Source organism: Saccharopolyspora antibiotica, from assembly GCF_047200635.1.
In the GTDB taxonomy this organism is placed as follows: Bacteria; Actinomycetota; Actinomycetes; order Mycobacteriales; family Pseudonocardiaceae; genus Saccharopolyspora_C.
The window spans coordinates 95,713-116,960 of the sequence record NZ_JBJZOI010000011.1 but is presented as its reverse complement, the minus strand read 5'-3'; the positions used below and the strand labels follow the sequence as shown (position 1 = coordinate 116,960).

Sequence of the window (21,248 nt, the reverse complement as noted above, 5' to 3'; positions counted from 1 at the left end):
GCGCCGCTCACGCGCGTCCCAGTTCGGCGTCGATGAGCGCGAAGACCTCGTCGTCGCTGGCGGCGCCGAGGTCGGCGGGCCGGCCGGTGTCCGGGCCGTGCCAGCGTTCGCGCAGGTCGTCGAGCACCTGCCGCACCCGCGCGCCCGCCTCGCCGGGCGCGGCGCGGTCGGCGAGGCGGGCGGCGGCCCGCTCCAGCTCGGCCAGCAGCGCGGGCAGGTCCGGTTCCGGTTCGGCGAAGCCGGCCAGCAGGTGATCGGTGAGCTCGTCCGGCGTGGGGTGGTCGAAGACCAGCGTGGCGGGCAGCGGCCGGTCGACGGCCGCGGTCAGCCGGTTGCGGAACTCCACCGCGGTCAGCGAGTCGAAACCGAGTTCCTGGAACGAGCGGTCCGGTTCGATCGAGCCGGGCCCGGGGTGGCCGAGCACCCGCGCGGTTTCGGTGCGCACCAGGGTGGACAGGGCGTGCCGCAGCCGCGGTCCCGCCAGGTCCGCGAACCTGGTGGGAGGGGCGTCCCCGGTCGGTTCCGGCGCGGGGGCCAGCTCGCGCAGCAGCGCGGGCAGCGCGCCCGCGGCTGCCTGCGCCCGCAGGCCCGCCGGGTGCGGGCGCAGCGGCACCAGGTCGGGGGCGCGGCGGGCCAGCGCCTCGTCCAGCAGCCGCATCCCGTCCCGCTCGGACAGCGGCTCGATGCCTCCGCGCCGCATCCGCTCCCGGTCGGCGGGCATCCCGCCCTCGACCTCCCAGGGCCCCCAGGCCAGCGCGGTCGCGGGCAGCCCGGCGCTGACCCGGTACCGGGCGAGGGCGTCGAGGAACGCGTTGGCGGCCGCGTAGTTCGCCTGCCCGGGGCCGCCCAGGACGCCCGCCATCGAGGAGAACAGCACCAGTTCCGCGTCGCCGGCGAACTCGTGCAGGTGCAGCGCCCCGTCGACCTTGGGCCGCAGCACGGCGGCCAGGCGCTCGGCGTCCAGGGAGGTGAGCACTCCGTCGTCGAGCCGCCCGGCGGTGTGCACCACGGCGGAGAGCCGGTGCCGCCGCCGGAGACCGGTCAGCAGCTCCCGCACCTGGTCCCGGTCCGCGACGTCGCACGCGGTGAGCTCGACCTCGCTCCCGGCCGCGCGCAGCTCGGCGGCCAGGTCCGTCAGCCGCGCCGTCGACGCCGCGTCACGGACGGCGAGCACCAGGCTCGCGACGCCGCGCCGGTGCACGAGATGCCGGGCCACCGCCCCGGCGAGCGCGCCCCCCGCGCCGGTGATCAGCACGGTTCCGGTGAACGGGGAGGGGCGCCCGCCCTCCGCGGCCGCCTCCCGCAGCCTCGGCGCGTGCGGGACGCCGCCGCGCACCGCGAGCTGGGGCGCGGCCGCGCCGAATCGCGCGGCCAGTTCCGGTGGGTGCTCGCCGGGTTCCAGGTCGAGCAGCGCGACACGTCCCGGGTGTTCGGCCTGGGCCGAGCGCAGCAGGCCCCACACCGCCGCCCCCGCCAGGTCGGGGACCTCCTCCGCGCCGACGGCCTGGGCGCCGCTGGTGATCACGAGCAGCGTGCTGGCGGCGAGCCGGGGCTCGGCCAGCCATCGCTGGATCGCGTGCAGCACCTCGCGGGTGCGGTCGTGCACCGCCGCCGCCGTCTCACCGCCGGGGCACGGCAGGAGGACCAGCTCGGGCGCTTCCGCCGCCAGCTCGGCGATCGAGGTGAAGCAGCGGTCGTCCGGGGCGTGGACCAGGGCGGGGACGCGGCCGAGCAGGTCGAGCACCGCCCAGCCCGGGGCCGCCGGAGCCGGGTCCGGTTGCGGCGCCCACGCGAGGCGATGCACCGGTTCGGCGGCGGTGAGGGGGCGCAGCGACACCGCGGCGACCTCCGCCACCGGCGCGCCGTCCGCATCGGACAGGCGCACGGCGATCTCGTCGGTCCCCGCCGGGCTCAACCGCACCCGCAACGCCCTGGCCCCGCGCGCGTGCAGCCGCATGCCGCGCAGCGCGAACGGCAGGTGCGCCCGCCCCGGGGCGGTCAGGAAATCACCGAGGGGTACCGCGTGGAACACCGCGTCCAGCAAGGCAGGGTGCAGCGCCCACGGCCCCTCCGCCGCCGCGGGCAGGGCGATTTCGGCGCAGACCTCGGTGCCCCGGCGCCACGCCGCGCGCACCCCCTGGAACGCGGGTCCGTAGTGGACACCGGCGGCCGCCAGCTCGCGGTAGAGCGAACCCGTGTCGACCGGCTCGGCCCCGGCGGGCGGCCACTCGGCTTCCCGCTCCGGTGCCGCCGGGGAGGGTTCGGCGAGCACGGCCGTGGCGTGCCGCGTCCACTCCCCGCCGTCCGCCCGCGAGTGCAGCTCGCAGTCGCGCCGCCGGGTGCCCTCCCCGACCAGCACGCGCAGTTCCAGGCGGGAGACCCCCTCCAGCGGGACGGGCCGTTCCAGGACGAGCTCGGCCAGTTCCGGGCAGTCCGACCGGCCGCCCGCGTGCAGCAGGAGTTCCGCCAGCGCCGTGGCCGGGAGCAGCGGGAGGCCCGCCGGGGCGTGCTCCAGCAGCCAGGGATGCGCGGAGACCAGCAGGGAGCCGCGGAACATCCGTCCGCCCGGCAGCTCCACCGGCTCGCCGGCCAGCGGGTGCCCCCGCTCCCCGGCCGCCGCGTCGACCCAGTACCGGCCGCGCTCGAACGGGTAGCCGGGCAGCGAGATCCGGGCCGCGGGCGCGACGGGGTCGACCAGCTCGGCACCCTCGGTCCACGCGCGCGCCGCCGCGCGCAGATCGGCCCCGGCCGGCGGCAGCGGGGCCGGGTCGCGGCGGCTGCCCCGCAGCACGCCCTCCCGCTCCTGACCGGTGAGCCACCCGCGCAGCGCCTCCAGCAGATCGCCGACGCCGGTGGCCACCACGGCGAGGCGTTCCGCGAAGTGATCGCGGCCCGCCCACAGCGTGTGCGCCAGCGAAACGGCGTCGATCTCGGCGGTCGCGGGCAGCGCGGTGGCCAGCTCCGTCAGCGTCGTCTCCGCGTGGGGCGCGGTGCGGACGCCGAACTCGGCCTCGACGCGCCGCGTCAGCTCGGTCAGCGCGGGGTAGTCGAATCCGAGCTCGGCCAGCCGCGCGCCGGGATCGGCGGGCATCCCGATGAGGTCACCGGCCAGCCGGACCAGCCGGGCCGCGACGTCCCCCTCCCCGGCGGCGAGGAACCGCTCGAACCGCTCCACCAGCGCGCGCAGCCGGTCGGCGTCGCGGGCCGAGAACGCGAACAACCGGGGTTCCTCGGGCGCCGGGACGCGCGGGTCGGTGGGGTGCTCCTCCAGCACCAGGTGCGCGTTCGCCCCGCCGGCGCCGAAGGAGCTGATGGCGGCGCGCAGCGGCTCGGCGCCGCTCGGCAGCCACGGGGCCGGTTCCCGCTGCACCGCGAACGGCGACCGCTCCCAGTCCACGTCGGGGTTCAGCTGCTCGGCGTGCAACGACGGCACCAGCGTCCGGTGCCGCAGCTGCAGCAGCACCTTCGTCACCGCGGCGATCCCGGCCGCCGATTCGAGGTGCCCGACGTTGGACTTCACCGATCCGACGGGGCAGGTCGCGCCGGATCCGCCGAGACGGTCGAACGCCTTCTCCAGCGCGCGGATCTCGATGGGATCGCCCAGCGCCGTCCCGGTCCCGTGCGCTTCGACGTAGCCGACGCCGTCGGCGCCGACCCCGCGCAGGGCCTCGGTGATGAGTCCGGCCTGCGATTCCGGGTTCGGCACCGAGAACCCGGCGGTGCGCCCGCCGTGGTTGAGCGCCTGGCCCCGGATCACGCCCAGCACCTGATCGCCGTCGCGCAGCGCGTCGCGCAGCGGCCGCAGCAGCACCGCGCCGACGCCCTCACCGGGCACGTAGCCGTCGCCGCCCGCGCCGAAGGCGCGGCACCGGCCGTCGGTGGACAGGAACGACGACTGGCCCAGCAGCAGGTACTTGTTCGGGTGCACCGTCAGGTTCACCCCGCCCGCGAGCGCGGCCTCGCACTCGCCGCCGCGCACCGCTTCGGCTGCGAGGTGGATCGCGGTCAGCGACGACGAGCACATGGTGTCCAGCGCGATGCTCGGGCCCCGCAGGTCCAGGAAGTACGACACCCGGTTGGCCACCGAGGCGTGGAACGAGGAGGGCACCAGGCCCGGTTCCTCCTGCGGCCCGCGCACGCCGAACAGCTGGTACTGGCCGTACATCACCCCGACGTAGACCCCCACCCGGCGGCCCCGCCACGTCGAGGGGGCGTGCCCGGCGTCCTCGAAGGCGTGCCAGGCCGTTTGCAGGAACAGCCGCTCCTGCGGGTCGAGGACCGCCGCCTCGTTCGGCGAGATGTGGAAGAAGGCCGGGTCGAACTCGTCGATGCCGTCGAGGAACCCGCCCCAGCAGGTGCTGCCGGGGGTGCCGCCCCGGCCGGGCGGGAGCACGGCGTCGTCCCAGCGATCGGCGGGCACCTCGGTGATGCAGTCGCGCCCGGCCCGCAGGTTGGCCCAGAACTCGGTGAGGTCGGCGGCCATCGGGTAGCGCCCGCTCATGCCCACGATCGCGATGGCGTCCGGCTCGGCTGGTTCGGCGCGGGCCGGCTCCGGTGCCGCGGCGGTGGGTTCGGTCGTGGCGACGGCGTCGAGGATGCGCCGCCGGTCCCCGGCCAGCGCGAGCACGTGCGGCTCGCCGCCGCCGATCGCCTGCTCCAGCAGGCGCAGCGCCAGGTTCGTCGGCAACGGGCTGAGCCCGGCCGCGCGCAGCGCCGCCGCGTCCACCGGCATCCCGCCCTCGGCCCAGGCGGGCCAGCCGATCGACACCGCGCCCGGTACCTGCCCCGCGAACCCGTCGAGGAAGGCGTTCGCGCAGGCGTAGTCCGCTTGCCCCGGGTTGCCCCAGCTGCCCGCCGTGGACGAGCACAGCGCGAGGAAGTCCAGCGGCAGCTCCCGCACCGCTTCGGCGAGGTTGCGGGCCCCGGTGACCTTCGGCGCCAGCACCGCGCGGGCGTCGTCGGCGGACTTGCCCAGGACCAGGCCGTCGCGCAGCACCCCGGCGGCGTGCACCACGCCGTGCAGCGCGCCGAACCGCTCCCGGGCGCGGGCCACCGCCCGGCGGACCTGCGCGGGGTCGGTGACATCGGCGACGACGTGCAGCACCTCGCCGCCGAGCTCGGTGATCTCGGCGAGCGCGGCGGGGTCCGGCTCCGACCGCCCGCACAGGACCAGCCTGGCGCGGTGCTCGGCGGCCAGGGCCCGGGCCAGCGCCCGGCCCACCCCGCCGAGCCCACCGGTGATCAGGTACACGCCCCGGTCGCGCAGCCGGGCCGGGTCGCCGGGCCCCTCGACCGGGGTGAACGCGCGGATTTCGCGCCGCTGCCCGAGGTGGCGGACCTCGGGTTCCGGGCCGTCCTGCGCGCCGAGCTCGGCCAGGGCGAGCTCGACCCGTCCCGGCGCCCGCACCACGCCGGCCCGCACCTCGGGGTGCTCCCGGCCGAGGGTGCGCAGCAGTGCCGACAACGCCTGCACCGGCGCGAAATCCGGCTCGTCGAGGTGGTAGACGAGCCGGGAGCGGCCGGGTCGGCGGGCGAGCTCGGCGACCAGGCCCAGCAGCGCCGCGCACTCCGCTTCCAGGTCGGCGTGGTCCGCCGGGCACCACAGCACGCCCGGTTCGCCGGGCACCTCCGCCAGCAACCGCCGCCAGTGCCCGGGGTCCCGCGGGTCGAGCGCGAAACCGTCCGACGTGCGGGCGAACTCCGCGCCCGGGCGGACCGCGATCGGTTCCGCGCCGCGGCGGGCGACCAGCTCCCCGGCCCGGCCGCAGGGGCCGACGAGCAGCACCCGCGCCGGGAAGTCGCCGTCGGAGCGCTCCCGGGGCGCCCAGCCCGGCCGGAACCGCACGACGTCCGGTTCCTGGCCCGGTTCCGGCGCGCCCGGTCGTTCCGGGGTCGTCGGAGCGGCCGGAACCGCGCGCCGGGGCGGGCCCGCCACCTCCCGCAGGTGGGCCGCCAGGGCGGCGGCGGTGTTGTGCTCGAACAGCAGCGTCGGGGAGAAGTCGGTGCCGAACGCGCCCTCCAGGTCCGAGGCGATGCCCAGCAGCGCCGAGGAGTCCAGCCCCAGCTCGTAGAACCCGAGATCCGGGTCGAATCCGACGTCCGCGTCGAGCCGCCGCGCGACCAGCTCCCGCACCACCTCGGCTGCCTCCGGGCCGCGCGCGATCGCCTCCGGGGTCCGGACGCGCTTGGAGGTCAACCCGTGCAGCCACAGCAGCAGCCGGCCGTCCGCGTCGTAGAAGTCCAGGTCGCAGCGGGTGAGGTCACCGTCCCCGCCGGCCGTCGGCGGGGACGTCCGCACCCGGTAGTCCGCGCTGACCGGACCGCGGGCGCGCACCGAGTCGATGAGCATCGGGATGTACGGCCGGAGCTCCCCGTCGCCGAGCTCGCCGGGCTCTGCCCCGGCGAACTGGGTCGGCAGCAGCGTCGCGGAGTCCAGGGCGGCCGGGTGGAGGTGGAAGTGCGCGCCGTGCGCCGCGGCCGAGGGCCCCAGCTCCAGGTCGGCGAGCAGCTCCCGCTCGGCGACGTGCAGCGTCCCGCGCCCGCGCATGAACTCGCCGTGCTCGATCCCGGTGCCGCGCACCACCCCGTACAGCCGCGCCACGTCCACCTCGCGCGCCGCGCCGCCGCGCAGCGCGCCGAGGTCGGCGGTGCGGTGCGGGAACGGTTCACCCAGGTGCAGCTCGCATTCCAGCACCGGCACCGGCTCGGCGCCGGGTTCGTCGACCTCGACGCGGACGCGGTGGTGGCCGCCCTCGGCGTCGAACCGCAGCCGCAGCCGCGCGCTGCCGTCGGCGGGGAGCGCCACCGGGTTCCGGAACAGCACCCGGCGCAGCTCGGCGCGGGCGGTGTCGGCGCCGCGCGCCAGCAGCACCCGGTAGATCATGTCCAGGAAGGACACCCCGGGCAGGACCCGGGTGCCGTGCACCCGGTGGTCGCGCAGCACCGGATCCGCACCGCGGACCAGCACTGCGCACCGGACTCCGTCCAACACGTCCATCATGTCCTTCCGGCTCGTGCTCGTGGGTTCAGAACCGCAGCTCGAAGAACGGCCGCACCTCGGGATCGGCCGCCGGGGTGGTGCCGTTCGCGCCGGGATCCGCCGCCTCGTCCACCTCGTCCGCCTCGTCGAACCAGAACCGGCGGCGCCGGTAGCGGATCGGGGGCAGCGGGTCGCGGCCCACGTGCCCGTCCGGGGCCTGGCGCACCACCGCGTGCGCGTTGGTGCCGCCGAAGCCGAACGAGCTCACCGCGGCGCGGCGCACCCCGTCCCGGCCGGGCCAGTCGCGCAGCTCCCGCACCGGGTACAGCGGGGAGTCCTCGAACCGGAAGCGCCGGTTCAGCCGCGGGCAGTGCAGCGTCGGCGGCAGCTGCCCGTGGCGCACCGCGAGGATCACCTTGAGCAGTCCGGCGATGCCCGCGGCGCTGAGGGTGTGGCCGATGTTGGTCTTGACGCTGCCGACTCCGCAGAACCCGACGTCCCCGGTCTCCCGGCGGAAAACCTCCGTGAGCGCCTTGAGCTCCATCGGGTCGCCGATCTTCGTGCCGGTGCCGTGCGCCTCGACGTAGCCGAGCTGCTCGGCGCGGATCCCGGCGGCGCGCCAGGCTCGTTCGATCGTGCGCTGCTGGGCCAGCGGGTTCGGCGTGGTGATGCCCATCGTGCGGCCGTCGTTGTTGACGGCGCTGCCCTCCAGCACGGCGTGGATCGGGTCTCCGTCGCGCAGCGCGTCCGGCAACCGCTTGAGCAGCAGCACCCCCGCTCCTTCGCCGAGGGCGATCCCGTCGGCGCTCTCGTCGAAGGTGCGGCAGCGGCCGGTCGGCGAGAGCGCACCGGCCTCGCTCATGCCGACGAAGGGCACCTGGTCGAGCAGGATCTCCACCCCGCCCGCCAGTGCCAGGTCGACCTCTCCCGCCCGCAGCGCCTGCGCGGCCAGGTGCACGCTGACCAGCGAGGACGAGCAGGCGGAGTCGATCACCACGGCGGGCCCGTGCACGTCGAGGTGGTGCGAGACGTGCGCGGCGATGAAGTTCTGCGCCATGCCGCTGATCGCGTCCCGGCCCGCTCCGGAGTGGTGGCTGCCGAAGTTCGCCGTGCGCGCCCCGGCGTAGACGCCCAGCGCGCTGCCCCGGACGTCCTGCGGGCGCAGCCCGGCGTCGGCCAGGCATTCCGCGGAGACCTCCAGGAACTGCCGGACCAGCGGGTCGACCCACCGGGCGCCCGCGGGGTCCAGGCCGAAGTGCTCCGGGTCGAATTCCTCGATGCCGTCGAGGAATCCGCCCCACCGGCTCGCGCTGCTGCCGGGGGCGGGGTGCGGCAGGTGGTACCGGTCGGGGTCCCAGCGGGTGGGCGGGACCTCGCCGATCGAGTCGACGCCCGCGACGAGGTTGCGCCAGAAGGCCGCGTGATCGGGTGCGCCCGGGAAGTGGCAGGCCATGCCGATCACGGCCATCGGGGTGCCGCCGCCCTGCTCGCCGCCGCCCGGTGGTGCGCTCACCGCGCGCGCACCGGGTTCGGGCGCGGCGGGTTCCGCTTCGCCCGCGGGTTCCGGCTCGCCCGCGGGCGCCGCCGGGGCGGGAAGCCGCTCGCCAAGGTGGTCGGCGAGCTGGCGGATCGTCGGGTTCTCCAGCAGCGCGGAGGGTTCGGCCACGACGCCGAGCTCGCGCTCCAGCGCCGACAGCAGCTGAGCGATCATGATCGAGTCGACGCCGAGGTCGGCGAAGTCCGCGTCCGGCGCCAGCTGGGCCGGGTCCAGGCGCAGCTGCCCAGCGAACACCTCGGTCAGCCGCGCCACGAGCGGTTCCGGTGCCGCGTCCGGCCGAGGCTCCCGGTGGGGGCGTGCCGGGGCGGGGCGCGCGCGCCAGGGGACGGCGGTGAGCCGGGCCGGATCGAACCTCTCCGGGTCCACGACGCAGGGCAGCACCACCGGGGCCTCCGCGCTCATCGCGCGATCCAGCAGGTCGAGTCCGGTGGGGACGTCCAGCGTGCGCAGCCCCAGCTCCTGGTAGGCGCGGGTGCGCACCTCCGGCATCCCGTCCGAGCGCCAGCTCGGCCACTGGATCGCGCGCACCACCGTCGGCGAGCCGGTCCCGGCGCGGTGTTCGGCGAAGCGGTCCAGGAACGAGTTCGCCAGCGCGTAGTCGCTCAACCCGGCCCCGAGGGCGGGCACCGCCCCGGCGACGGAGGAGAACAGCACCGCGAACCGCAGCGGGTCCTCCCCGCAGCCGTCGAACAGCTCGCGCGTGCCGGTGACCTTCGGCGCCAGGACCGAGCGCATCGCGTCGATGCCCTTGGCGATGAACGCGGGATCGTCCACCAGCCCGACCCCCGCGCAGTGGATCAGCCCGTGGATCGGGCCGCTCTCCCGGCGGATCTCCTCCAGCACCGCGCGAACGCGGTCGCGGTCCTCCACCGGCATGGCCGGTGCGGTGATCCGCACCCCGGGGCGGCGCAGGTCCAGCAGGGCGCGGAGCCTGCGGGCCACGGCCGGATCGGTGCCCGGATCGGCCAGCGCCTCCGCCCACCTCCCCGGGTCCGGCAGTGCGGTGCGCCCGGCGAGCACGAGCCGGTCGGCGCCGCGCTCGATCAGCCGGGCGGCCACCGCGCGGCCGAGGGCCCCGGTGCCGCCGGTGATCAGCACGGTGCGGCCCGCGAGGTCGTGGCACCAGTCCGTCGCGGCGGGGGCGTCGATCGGCAGCAGCTCCGGCAGGTGGCGCTCGCCCGAGCGCACTCGGACCTCGGCCACCGGTTCCGGCGCGCCGAGCTCGTCGGCCAGCAGTCGCCGCAACCCGGCGGGGGTGAGCTCGTCGACCTCGGCGGTGCGCGCCAGCACCGAGGGGTATTCCGCCGCCACCGCCCGCAGCAGCCCGTCGAGACCGGCGCCGCGCAGCTCGGCGGCGCCGCCGTGCCCGCCCGTGAGGTGCAGGTACCACGCCCCGGTGGTGCGGTGGGCCGCGACGAGCTCCTGGGCGAGGCGGATCCGCGCCCAGCCGACGGACGTCGTGGTGGGGCGGGCGCTCAGGTCGACGAGGTCGAGCACGCCGCCGGCCCCGGCCGCCTGGGCCGCCAGCCGGTCCCCGGTCACGGGGTCCGCGTCGGCGTCGTCGTCGAGCACGACGATCCGGGCGCGGCCGTCGAAGGCGCTGCGGGCGAGTTCGGCGCTGGCGGGCCCGGCCAGGACGAGGAAGCCGTCCTCCGGGGGCCGCGGGTGCTCGACCGGCTCGGCCCGTCGCCACCCGCGGGTGAGCAGGCGCCGCTGCCCGGAGCCGGGCTCCGCGGCCGCCGGGGCCACCGGCGCTGCTGGCGCTGGCAGCCAGTGCCGGTCGCGGGCGAACGGGTAGGCGGGGAGGCTGGTCAGCGGCGGGCGGTGGGAGCGCAGCTCGGCCCAGGCCACCTCCGCCCCGGTCTCCCACAGGCGCGCGATCCGGTCCCATCGCCCTTCGCGGGCGAGCCTGGCCAGGTAGGCGCGGCCCTCCGGTTCGGTGAGCCAGTCGTGCTCGGCGGCGGAGGTGGTGCCGGGGCGATCCCCGGTCGCGAACTCCGCCAGCGCCGCGCGCAGCTGGCCGGTGGACTCGGCGACGACGGCCAGCCGCGCGGCCAGCGGCGTGCGACCGACCTGCGAGGTGTGCGCGAGCGAGGCCAGCGGCGCGTCGGTGCGGTCCAGGAAGTCCGCGACGCGGGCCGCGTGCCGGCGCAGCGCCGCGTCGTCCAGGGCGGAGAGCAGGAACACCTCCGGGCCGGTGGACTCGGCGGCCACCCGGGGCGCGGGGGGTTCCTCCAGCACCACGTGCGCGTTGACCCCGCCGAAGCCGAACGAGCTGACCCCGGCCCGCAGCGGCAGCGCCGCCCCGGAGCCGTCCACCGGTTCCCAGGCGCGGGTGCGGAGCACCGGCTCGAACCGGGTCCCGTCCAGGCGGATCAGCGGGTTCAGCTCGTCGAGGTGCAGCGTCGCGGGCAGGGTGCGGTGGCGCATCGCGAGGATCACCTTGCACACGCCCGCGATGCCCGCCGCCGGTTCGAGGTGCCCGATGTTGCTCTTGACCGTGCCGAGTCCGCACGCCACCTCCGAGGTGGTCCCGGCGGCGCGCCGGTGCGCGGTGCGCAGCGCCTCCACCTCGACCGGGTCGCCGAGCCGGGTGCCGGTGCCGTGCAGCTCCCAGCAGGACACGGTGCCGATCGGCACCTGGGCGTCCCGGTAGGCGGCGGCGAGCAGGTCGGCCTGGGCGAGCGGGTTGGGGGCGGTCAGCGAGCTGGCGTGCCCGCCGTGTCCCACGGCGCTGCCCCGGATCACCGCGTGCACCCGGTCGCCGTCGGCCAGGGCCCGCGAGAGCGGTTTGAGCACCAGTGCCGCGACGCCTTCGCCCTTGACGTAACCGTCGGCGCCGGCGTCGAGCGCCTTGCAGCGGCCGTCCGGGGACAGCACGCCGAGCCGGTGGCCCGCCACCACGGTCTGCGCGGACAGCACCAGGCTCACCCCGCCCGCGATGGCCAGCTCGCTCTCCCCGGAGCGCAGCGAGCGCACCGCCCGGTGCAGCGCGACCAGCGAGCTGGAGCACGCCGTGTCCACGCTCTCGCTGGGACCGCGCAGGTCCAGCAGGTACGAGATCCGGTTGGCGAGCATGGTGCGGGCCAGCCCGGTCCCGGTGTGGGCGTTGTCGGCGCCGCCGTCGAGCACCATCGACTCGTAGTCGTTGAACTGGACGCCCGCGAACACGCACACCGGCCGGCCCGCCAGCAGGTCCGGGCGCTGCCCGGCGTCCTCCAGCGCCGACCAGGTGTGCTCCAGGAACAGCCGGTGCTGCGGGTCCATGACCTCCGCTTCGCGCGGGGAGATCCGGAAGAACAGCGGGTCGAACCGGTCCACCTCGTCGAGGAAACCGCCCCAGCGGGCCTCGGCGCCGTGCTCGCGGGAGACCGCGCGCCAGTCCCAGCGGTCCCCGGGGACCTCGGTGATGAGGTCGCGCTCCTCGGCCAGGTTCCGCCAGAACGACTCCAGATCGGGTGAGCCGGGGAAGCGGCCGCTCATGCCGATCACGGCGATCGGCTCGGCGGCCGCGTCGTGCTCCGCGATCGGCTCGGGCTGGGGCTCGGGTCGAGGCTGGGGCTGGGGCGGGGACGCGGGCAGCGGTGCGGTCTCGGCGGCCGGTTGCGGCGGCAGGGCTCGCGGGAACTCCTCGACCAGGTGGGCGGCGAGCCTGCTGATCGTGTTGGCGCCGAACAGCGTCGTGGTCGGCACCTCGACGCCACACCGCGCGGACAGCGCCGCGGCCAGGTTCTGCAGGCCGAACGAGTCGAGCCCGTACTCGCCGAATCCGGCGTCGACGTCGAGCCGCGCGGCGGGCAGTTCGACGATCCCGGCCACCAGCTCCCGGACGAGGGCCACGGCGTCCGCGGACGGGGCGGGCGCGGGGCCCTGGTCCGGCGCGGCGTGCGAGGCGGTGGGTTCCGGCGCGGGCCGCGGCCGGGGCGGTGCCGTGGCGCGCTCGACCAGCTCGCGCATCCGCTGCGGCTCGCCGGGCAGCACGATCGCGTGACCGGACCCGCTGCGCAGCACCCGCTCCAGCGCCGCGTGGCCCTCCTCGTCGTCGAGGTAGCGGAAGCCGGTGCTCGCCAGGTAGCGGTGCTCGTCCTCGGGCGCGACGTGCATCCCGCCGTGGCGCCACATCGGCCAGTCGACGGCCACCGACCGCCCCCGGCACAGCCCGGCCGCTCTCCTGCGCTCGCGCTCCTCGGCGTAGCCGTCCAGGTAGCGGGCGCCGACGGCGTAGTCGAGCAGGCCGAAGTCCCCGAGCTGCCCGGCGGTCGAGGAGTAGAGCACGAACAGCTCCAGCGGTTCGTGCGCGGTCACCTCGTCGAGCACCCTCGTGCCCGCCACGCGCTCGCGCAGCCGGCCGCGGAACTCGGCCAGGTCCTTGTCCGGCAGCGCGGTGCGCGAGGCGGTCCCGGCCAGGTGGAACACCCCGTGCAGCGCGCCCCACCGCCGATCGACCTCGGCGACGACCGCGGCCATCGCCCGCGCGTCGGTCACATCGGCGGTGAAGTGCTCGACCTCGCCGCCGAGGGCGCGCAGCTCGGCGATCGCCGCGGCGCGCTCGTCGTCCACTCCGGACCGCCCGGTGAGCGCGAGGCGGGCCCCGCGGGCCACCAGCGACCGGGCCAGCAGCCGTCCCAGCCCGCCCAGCCCCCCGGTGATCAGGTAGGTGCCGCCGGGTCGCAGCGGCGAGGGCCCGGCCGGGACGGGCTCGGCCTCGAGGACCGCGCGCACGCTGCGCCCGTCCGGGGTCAACCGCACCATCGTGGCGTCGAGGTGCTCGGCGGCGACCTCGCGGCGCAGCCGCTCGGGCTCGACCTCCCCGGACACCCGCACCACCGAGAACGCCAGCCCGGGCAGCACCGCGCGCAGCGACGCGTCGAAACCGCCCCAAGCCTCGGCCAGCGGATCGCCGTCCGGCGCGAACACGTGCACCCGGTCCAGTCCCTCGGCTCCCAGTTCCAGGAACGCCCGCAGGAGCAGGAAGACCGCCTCCGGTCCCCGCGCGAACGCCCGGTCGGCGTCCTGCTCGGCCAGCGTCCACGAGTGCACCACCCGCGTGATCCGCACTCCGCGCTCGCGCAGGGTCCGCAGCAGCCGCAGGTGGTCGGTGGCCTCCTCCGGCCGGATCTCGAACGAGCCGGGCGCGTCCTCGCGGAACTCCGCGCCGGGGCGCACGTGCACCGCTCCGGGCAGGGCGAGCTCCCCGAGCACGAGCACCGCGCCCGGCAGCGGGCCTTCCGGCGGGGCGGCCCGGGCGGTCCAGGCCGCGCGGAACCAGCTGAGCTCGCCTTCGCTGAGCTCGCCGCCGCGCCGCTCGGTGAACCAGTGCGGTTCCGCGGCGAACGGGTAGGTCGGCAGCGGGCGCATCCGCGCGGAGCCGGTGGGCAGGCGGTCCCAGTCGGCTTCCGCGCCGAGCACCCACCCGGCGGCGATGCCCTCCGGGTCCGTCCCGGGGTGCACCGCGCCGTCCGCGTTCTCGACGCGCCCGGTGCGCACCGCCGCCGCGTCCCCGGCCAGGAACTCGCGGAGGCGGCTGATCGCCTCGGCGCCGTCCCGCGCGGTGAACGCCAGCCGCTGCGGCAGCCGGGGGCGGCCGACGTGCAGCGTGCGGGCGGTGCCCGCGAGGTCGTGCGCCCACTCGGCGGCGTTGCTGAGGAAGGACTCCGCGTAGGCGCGCAGCCGCTGCGGGTCGCGCGCGGAGAGCGCGAAGACCACCGGCTCGCCCGCCCGCGCCTGGTCGTCCTCCGGCAGGTGTTCTTCCAGCACCACGTGCGCGTTCACTCCCCCGTATCCGAACGAGCTCACCCCGGCGCGGCGCGGCACCCCGTCGGCCGGGCGCGGCCAGCCCTGGGCCGCGACCGGGACGTGGAACGGCGAGCCGGTGAGGTCCAGGTGCGGGTTGAGCTCGCCGATGTTCGGGTTGCCGGTGAACCGGCCGTGCCGCATCGACAGCAGCACCCGCACCACCGAGGCGATGCCCGCCGCGGGTTCCAGGTGGCCGATGACGTTCTTGAGCGCGCCGAGCGCGCAGTGCGGTCCTGCCGGGGCGGGATGCCCCCAGTCGCGGTAGAGCTCGGCGAACGCCCGCTTCAGTCCGTTGACCTCCGCCGGGTCCCCGATGACCGTGCCGGTGCCGTGCGCCTCGACCAGGCCGATCGTGGCGGGGTCCGTTCCCGCCTCGCGGTGCGCGCGCACCACCACCTCGGCCTGGGCGAGCGGGTTCGGCGCGGTCGGCGAGTTCGCCCGGCCGCCGTGGTTGACCGCCGTGCCGCGCAGCAGCCCGTGCACGGGGTTGCCGTCGGCGAGCGCGCGGCTGAGGCGCTTGAGCACCACGACCCCGACGCCCTCGCCGCGCACGTATCCGGCCGCGTCGGCGGCGAAGGCCCGCCCCACCCCGTCGGGGCTGAGCATCCCGGCCTGCTCCAGCGAGGCGAACGCACCGGGCCCGAGCAGCACGCTGACCCCGCCGGCGAGGGCGGTGTCGCAGTGCCCGAGCCGCACCGCTTCCGCTGCCCGGTGCAGCGCGACCAGCGAGCTGGAGCAGGCGGTGTCCACCGGTTCGCTCGGGCCGCGCAGGTCGAGCTGGTAGGAGATCCGGTTGGCCAGCATGGACGGGGTCAGCCCGGTGGAGGCGTAGGCGTCGGTGGCCACCCCGGACCGCTGGATCAGCTCGGCGTACTCCGACGCTCCGGCTCCGACGAACAGCCCGGTGCTGGTGCCCGCCAGCGCGTGCGGATCGATGCCCGCGTCCTCCAGGGCGCTCCACGTGGTGCGCAGCAGCAGCCGCTGCCGCGGGTCCATCCACTTCGCCTCGCGCGGGGAGATGCCGAAGAACAGCGGGTCGAAGCGGTCCACGCCCGGCATGAAGCCCGCCCGCGTGATCCGGGTGCTGCCGGGCCGCGCCGCCGGGTCGCCGTGGGCGGCGCGCCAGTCCCAGCGGTCGGCGGGGACCTCCGAGATCAGCTCGGCACCCGCCGCGAGGTTCGCCCAGAACGACCGGAGGTCGGCGGAGCCGGGCAGCGCCGCGGCCATGCCGACGATCGCGATCGGGTCCGCGGAGTTCGCCGGGGCCGAGGTGGAGGTGCGGGAGGCGGCAGCCCGCTCGGGGGCGCGGACGCCGCCCTTCGCGATCAGCCAGTCGCTGAGCGCCCGAGCGGTGGGCGTGGCGAGCAGCTGGTCCGGGCCGATCGGGATCCCGAACTCCGCGCCGGCGCGGTTCGCCAGCTTCAGCAGGCTCAGCGAGTCGAGTCCGTGGTCGTGGAAGGTGCCCGACGGGTCGATCTCGTCGACCGGGTGGCCGCTGACCTCGGCGAGGAGGGCCAGCACCCGGGTGCGGACCGGTTCCTCGGCGGTTCCTCCGCTGGCGGGTTCCGGTGCGCCCGGGCGGCGGTCGGGCGCGGCGTCGATCCAGCAGCGGGTGCGCGCGAACGGGTAGCCCGGCAGCGACATCGGTCGCGGCCGCTCGGGGTGCAGCCCCGCCCAGTCGAGCTCGGCGCCGCGCACCCAGGCGCGGGCCAGCTCGGCGAGGTCCGGGTCGGCGGGAACGGGCCGCCGGACCGGTTCCTCGTCCGCGATGCCGACGTGATGTTCAGCGGTGCGGCTCCCGGCGAGGAAGTCCGCCAGCAGGGCGGCCAGCTCCGCCGCGTCGGAGGCGATCACGGCGAGCCGGTGCGCCATCGGCTCCCGGCCGAGCTGGAGCGTGCCGGCGAGCCGGTCCAGGTCGACGCCGGTGCCCGCGCCGCCGAGCTCGGCCGCCAGGCCGCGCAGGCTCAGGCCGGCGTGCGGGGCGCCGGGCCGCACCGCACCGCTGCCGCGACGCAGCAGCCGCAGGACCGTCGCCGGGTCGACGCCGAGCTCGTCGAGCGGGTCGTCGGACCGCTCGGCGGGCACCCCGGTCAGGTCGAGCAGTTCGGCGAGCACCGCCTCGTCCGCTGGCCCCGCCGCCGCCAGCGCTCCGGCGACACCGCGCACGACCTCGTCCAGGCGCTCGGCGTCGCGCGCGGAGAAGGGGAACAGGCGCGCGCGGCGCCGCTGCTGCCGGGGCGGCGCCGGTGCGGGCGGCTCGGCCACGATCAGGTGCGCGTTGGAGCCGCCCGCGCCGAACGCGCTGATCCCGGCCACGAGCGGGGCCGCCCCGGTCCACGCGGCCCGCTCCCGCTGCACCCGGAACGGGGTGGCCGACCAGTCGATGTCCGGATGCGGCGGGTCGGCGTGCAGCGACGGCACCAGCTCCCGCTCCCGCAGCTGCAGCAGCACCTTGGTCAGCGCGGCGATGCCCGCCGCGGATTCCAGGTGCCCGATGGAGGACTTCGCCGAGCCCAGCGCGATCGGTCCCGCCGCGTCGGCCCCGGTCCCGAACGCGCGGGTCAGCCCGGCGATCTCGGTGGGGTCGCCGAGCGCGGTCCCGGTGCCGTGCGCCTCCACGTAGGACACCGCGCCCGGGGCGATCTGGGCGGCGCGCAGCGCCTCACCGATCAACCGGCCTTGCGCGGCCGGGTTCGGCACCGCGAACCCGCCGGTCTTGCCGCCGTGGTTGACCGAGGAGCCCAGCAGCACGCCCAGCACCCGGTCGCCGTCGCGCTCGGCATCGGCCAGCGGTTTGAGCAGCACGGCGCCGACACCTTCGCCGGGCACCATGCCGTCCCCGCCCGCGCCGAAGCTGCGGCACCGGCCGTCGCTGGAGGTGAACCCGCCGGCGGCGAGCTGGCGGTGCTTGCGGGGATGCGGCGTCAGGTTGACCCCGCCGACCAGGGCGTGATCGATCTCGCCCGCCGTCAGCGCCTGGCACGCCAGGTGCACCGCGGTCAGCGAGGACGAGCACATGGTGTCCACGGCCAGGCTGGGGCCGTCGAAGTCGAAGAAGTAGGACACCCGGTTGGCGATCGACGCCGATCCCATGCCGCCCGCGAGCCCCTGCTCGTTCTCGAACAGCTGGTAGTGGCCGTACATCACGCCGATGTAGACGCCGACCCGGTGGTCGCGCAGGCGGGACCGGGTGCACCCGGCGTCCTCCAGCGCGTGCCAGGCCGTTTGCAGCATCAGCCGTTCCTGGGGGTCGGTGAGCTCGGCTTCGTGCTTGGAAAGCTGGAAGAACCGGGGGTCGAACTCGTCGATGCCGTCGAGGAACCCACCCCAGCGCCCGACCGGATGACCATCCACATCGGATTCCGAGCGCCAGTCCCAGCGCTCGGGGGGAACCTCGCGGACGCAGTCCCGCCCGGCGCGGAGGTTCCGCCAGAACTCCTCGACGTCGGCAGCGGCCGGGTAGCGGCCGGCGACGCCGATGACCGCGATCCCGCGCGAGGGCATCGGGTCGGGAGCGGCGACCGCGGCCGGTGCTGGGGCGGTCGGAGGGGCGGTGGCGGGAGCGGGGCTGCTCGGCGCCGGGGCCCGGAACGCGCCGGGGTATCGCTCGACCAGGTGCGCGGCGACCTGGCGGATGGTCGGGTGCTCGAACAGCAGCGTCGCGGGCAGCTCCCCGACCTGGCTGGCCAGCCGGTCGGTGATGCGCGGGACCGTCAGCGAGTCGACGCCGAAGTTCTCGTAGGTCTCGTCCAGCCACAGCCGGTCCCCGGGGACGCTGAGGACCTCCTCGAACGCGGTGCGCACCAGTTCCTGCGCCGCGGCTTCGGGGCCGTCGCCCGCCGCCTCCGGTTCGGCGACCGGCTCGGCCCCGGGCGCGGCGGGCGGTGCGGCCGGTGCCCCGGCGGCGGCTTCCGCACGGGTGGCCTCGGCCACGACGACGTGCTGGGCCCCGCCCTCGTCGGCGGGCAGCGCGCGGCTGCGGCCGAATCCGCCCTCGGCCAGCGCCGAACGCCATCCCGCGCCGGACAGCAGCGGGCTCCCCGGCAGCCGCAGGTGCTCGTCCCGGTTGAGCCACCAGCCGTCCAGCAGCCCGAAGGTGAGCGTCGCGGTGAGCACGTTGCTCGTCGCCTCGTTGAGCACCAACCGCCCGCCCGGCCGCAGCAGCCGGCGGACCTGGCGCAGGGTGCCCAGCAGGTCCTCGGTCGCGTGCAGCACGTTCGCGGCCACCACGACATCCGCCCCGCCGGGCTCGAACCCCTGCGGTTCGACGTCGCGGGAGATGTCCAGCGGCCGGAACTCGACGAACGGGTGCCGCTCGGCGAACAGCGCGCGCCCGTGCTGCAGGAACGCCCGGGAGAGGTCGGTGTAGACGTAGCGCACCGGCCGGTCCGCGAGGGCGGGCAGCAGGGCGGCGGTGGTGCCGCCGGTCCCGGCGCCGATCTCCAGCACCGTCACCGGTCCGGTCGCGCGCCGCACGTGGTCCAGCACGGCGCCGACCACCAGCTCGTTGGCGCGGTCGACCACCGGGCTGCCCCGGTAGGCGCCCTCCACCAGCTCGCTGGAGCCGCCGGGGAACAGCACGTCGGTGGCGCGCACCTCGCCGCGCAGCACCGGGAACAGGTTCTCCAGGCAGGGCAGCAGCAACCGGTCGAAGCCGCGCAGCGCCGGGGTCCGCTCGCACAGCCGCACCAGTTCCTCCCGCGGCGCCGCAGGCGGCTCCGGGGCCCGGTCGGCCACCGCGTAGGAGCCCTCGGCGCCGGTGAGGTAGCCGCCCCCGGCCAGCACCCGGATCAGCTCGGCGAACAACCGCCGCCGCTCGGGCAGCACCCCGATGCGCTGCGCCAGCGACGCCGTCCGCAGGTCCCGCTCCCCCGGCCACGGGACGCCGCGGTCGCGGAACTCCGCCCACAGGCAGTCCAGCAGCACCCGGTCGAGCCGGTCGTCCTCCTCCGGGCCGAGCAGCCGCGGCACCGGTGGGCGCGCGGCGAGCTCCGCGACCAGCTCACCGTCGCCGGAGACATCCGGTTCGGGGGCCTCCGGTTCGGCGAAGTCCGCCCCGGCGGCGGCGAGCACCTGCCGGTCGGCGCGCATCACCAGGACCTGGGGTTCGTCGCCGGCGAGGACGTGTTCGAGGGCGCTGAGCCCTTCGTCCGGGCTCAGCGAGTGGATGCCCGCGGCGGCCAGCCGCTCGCGGTGCGCCTCGTCGGCGACGATGCCGACGGTGCCCCAGTAGCCCCAGTTCACCACCCGCACCGAGGTGCCCAGCCGGGCGTCGAGGTGGTGGCCGTAGGCGTCCTCGAACGCGGCGCCCGCCGCGTAGTTGCTCTGCCCCGCGCTGCCCGACAGCGCCACCGCCGAGGAGAAGAACACCACGAAGTCCGGTTCGCGGGCGCCGAGAGCGGCCCGCATCGCCACGCTGGTGCGGGTCTTGGCCTCCAAGGCCTCCCGGAACGCCTCCTCCGGCATCGCCGCGATGCTCTGGTCGCGCAGCACGATGGTGCCGTGGAAGACGCCGTGCACCGCCCCGTGCGCGGCTTCGGCCCGCTCGAAGACCTCGCCGAGCGCCGTCGGATCGGTCGCGTCGGCGCGGTGGTAGGTGATCAGGCCCTCGGCCCGGGCGATCCGGTCGCGCCGCCCGGGGTCCAGCTCGCTGCGGCCCACCAGCACGACGTGCGCCCGGTACCGCCGCGCCAGCCGCTCGGCGAGTTCCAGCCCGATCCCCCCGGCCCCGCCGAGGAGCACGTACACCCCGCCGGTGCGCAGCGCCGCGCGGCCCGGGGTGGGGCGCACCGGCCGCAACCTGCGCTGGTGCACCACCCCGCCGCGCAGGGCGTGCGGCCCGCCCGGGGGCAGGGTGCGCAGCGCGCGGGCCACCTGGATGGGGTCGTCGGTGCTGCCGTGGTCGGCCACCACCACCTGCCAGTCCGGGAGCTCCTGGGCGAGGGAGAGGGCGAACCCGTGCAGGCTCGCCGCGAACGGCCGGTGCACCGGGTGCCCCGGAACCGGGCAGGCGTCGGTGGTGCCGACGACGATCCGCAGCCGGTGAGCCGACGCGCCGCGCGCCAGCAGCGACTTCACCAGACCGAACAGCCCGAGCACACCGCTGCGCTGCGCGGTCTCCAGCGCGTCCGGGTCGTCGGTGCGGGCGGCACCGGATCCGGCGAGCCAGTGGATCTCGGCGGGCAGCGGCAGGTCCCGCGCGGCGTCCAGCCGCCGCGGTGCGAGCCGCGATGCGGGTCCGTCCGCCGAGGCGACGATCGCCTCGGCCACCGCGGATTCCGGCTCGGCGATCACCCAGAGCCCGCCGGGCGCGGGCGCGACCGGTTCGCCGGGCCGCGCGACCCACTCGGCGGCGAACACGAGACCGTCGAGCTCGGGATCCTGAGCGGCCGGTTCCGCCGCGGCCGGGCGCTCGGCGCCGGCGGCCGGGCGCAGCGCGAGGTCCCGGACCCGCGCCAGCACGGTGCCGCCGTCGTCGAGCAGCACCACGTCGTAGCGATCGGCCCCGGCGGGGCGCACGTGGGCGTGGCAGCGGCGCGGCACCGGGTGCCGCAGCTCGACCGAGGCCGCCGCGAACGGCACCATCGCCGGACCGGCGGTGCGGTCGCGCAGCACGCCCAGGGCGTGCAGGGCGCTGTCGAGCGCGGCCGGGTGCAGCCCGCAGCCGTCCAGCCCGCCGGCCGGGACGACGAGGCGCACCAGGGCCTCACCGCCGCCGGTGGCGACCTGCTCGGCGCCGCGCAGCGAAGGGCCGTAGACGAGCCCGTGCTCGGCCAGGTCCGCGTACAGCCGCGCCGCGTCGTGCCGCCGCGGGCAGCGCTGCCGCAGCGCGTCGAGGTCCACCTCCTCGTCGTCGGCGACCGGGTCGGAGATCACCTCTCCCCCGGCCAGCTCCGCGCCGGAGTCGTCGAGCAG

Annotated in this window: 2 protein-coding genes (1 of these 2 running past the window's edge); both read right to left on the bottom strand. The window is 76.8% G+C overall.

Going from position 1 to position 21,248, the window contains the following annotated elements; all coding sequences use genetic code 11:
* Window positions 1-7: 7 nt before the first annotated feature.
* Window positions 8-7,000 carry an SDR family NAD(P)-dependent oxidoreductase gene (locus ACL03H_RS11250; protein ID WP_412811106.1) on the bottom strand — a complete coding sequence of 2,331 codons (6,993 nt, stop codon included), beginning with the start codon at window positions 6,998-7,000 and terminating at the stop codon, window positions 8-10.
* Window positions 7,001-7,025: 25 nt separating this feature from the next.
* Window positions 7,026-21,248, bottom strand: the 3' portion of a protein-coding gene (locus ACL03H_RS11245; RefSeq protein ID WP_412811105.1) for an SDR family NAD(P)-dependent oxidoreductase. Its footprint extends 4,911 nt past the window's final position; only the last 14,223 of its 19,134 coding nucleotides appear in the window; its start codon lies off the right edge, out of view; the stop codon is at window positions 7,026-7,028.

Coding starts and splice junctions, on each gene's coding strand:
- ACL03H_RS11250 (WP_412811106.1), bottom strand. CDS start 7,000: ATGATGGACGTGTTGGACGGAGTCCGGTGCGCAGTGCTGGTCCGCGGT.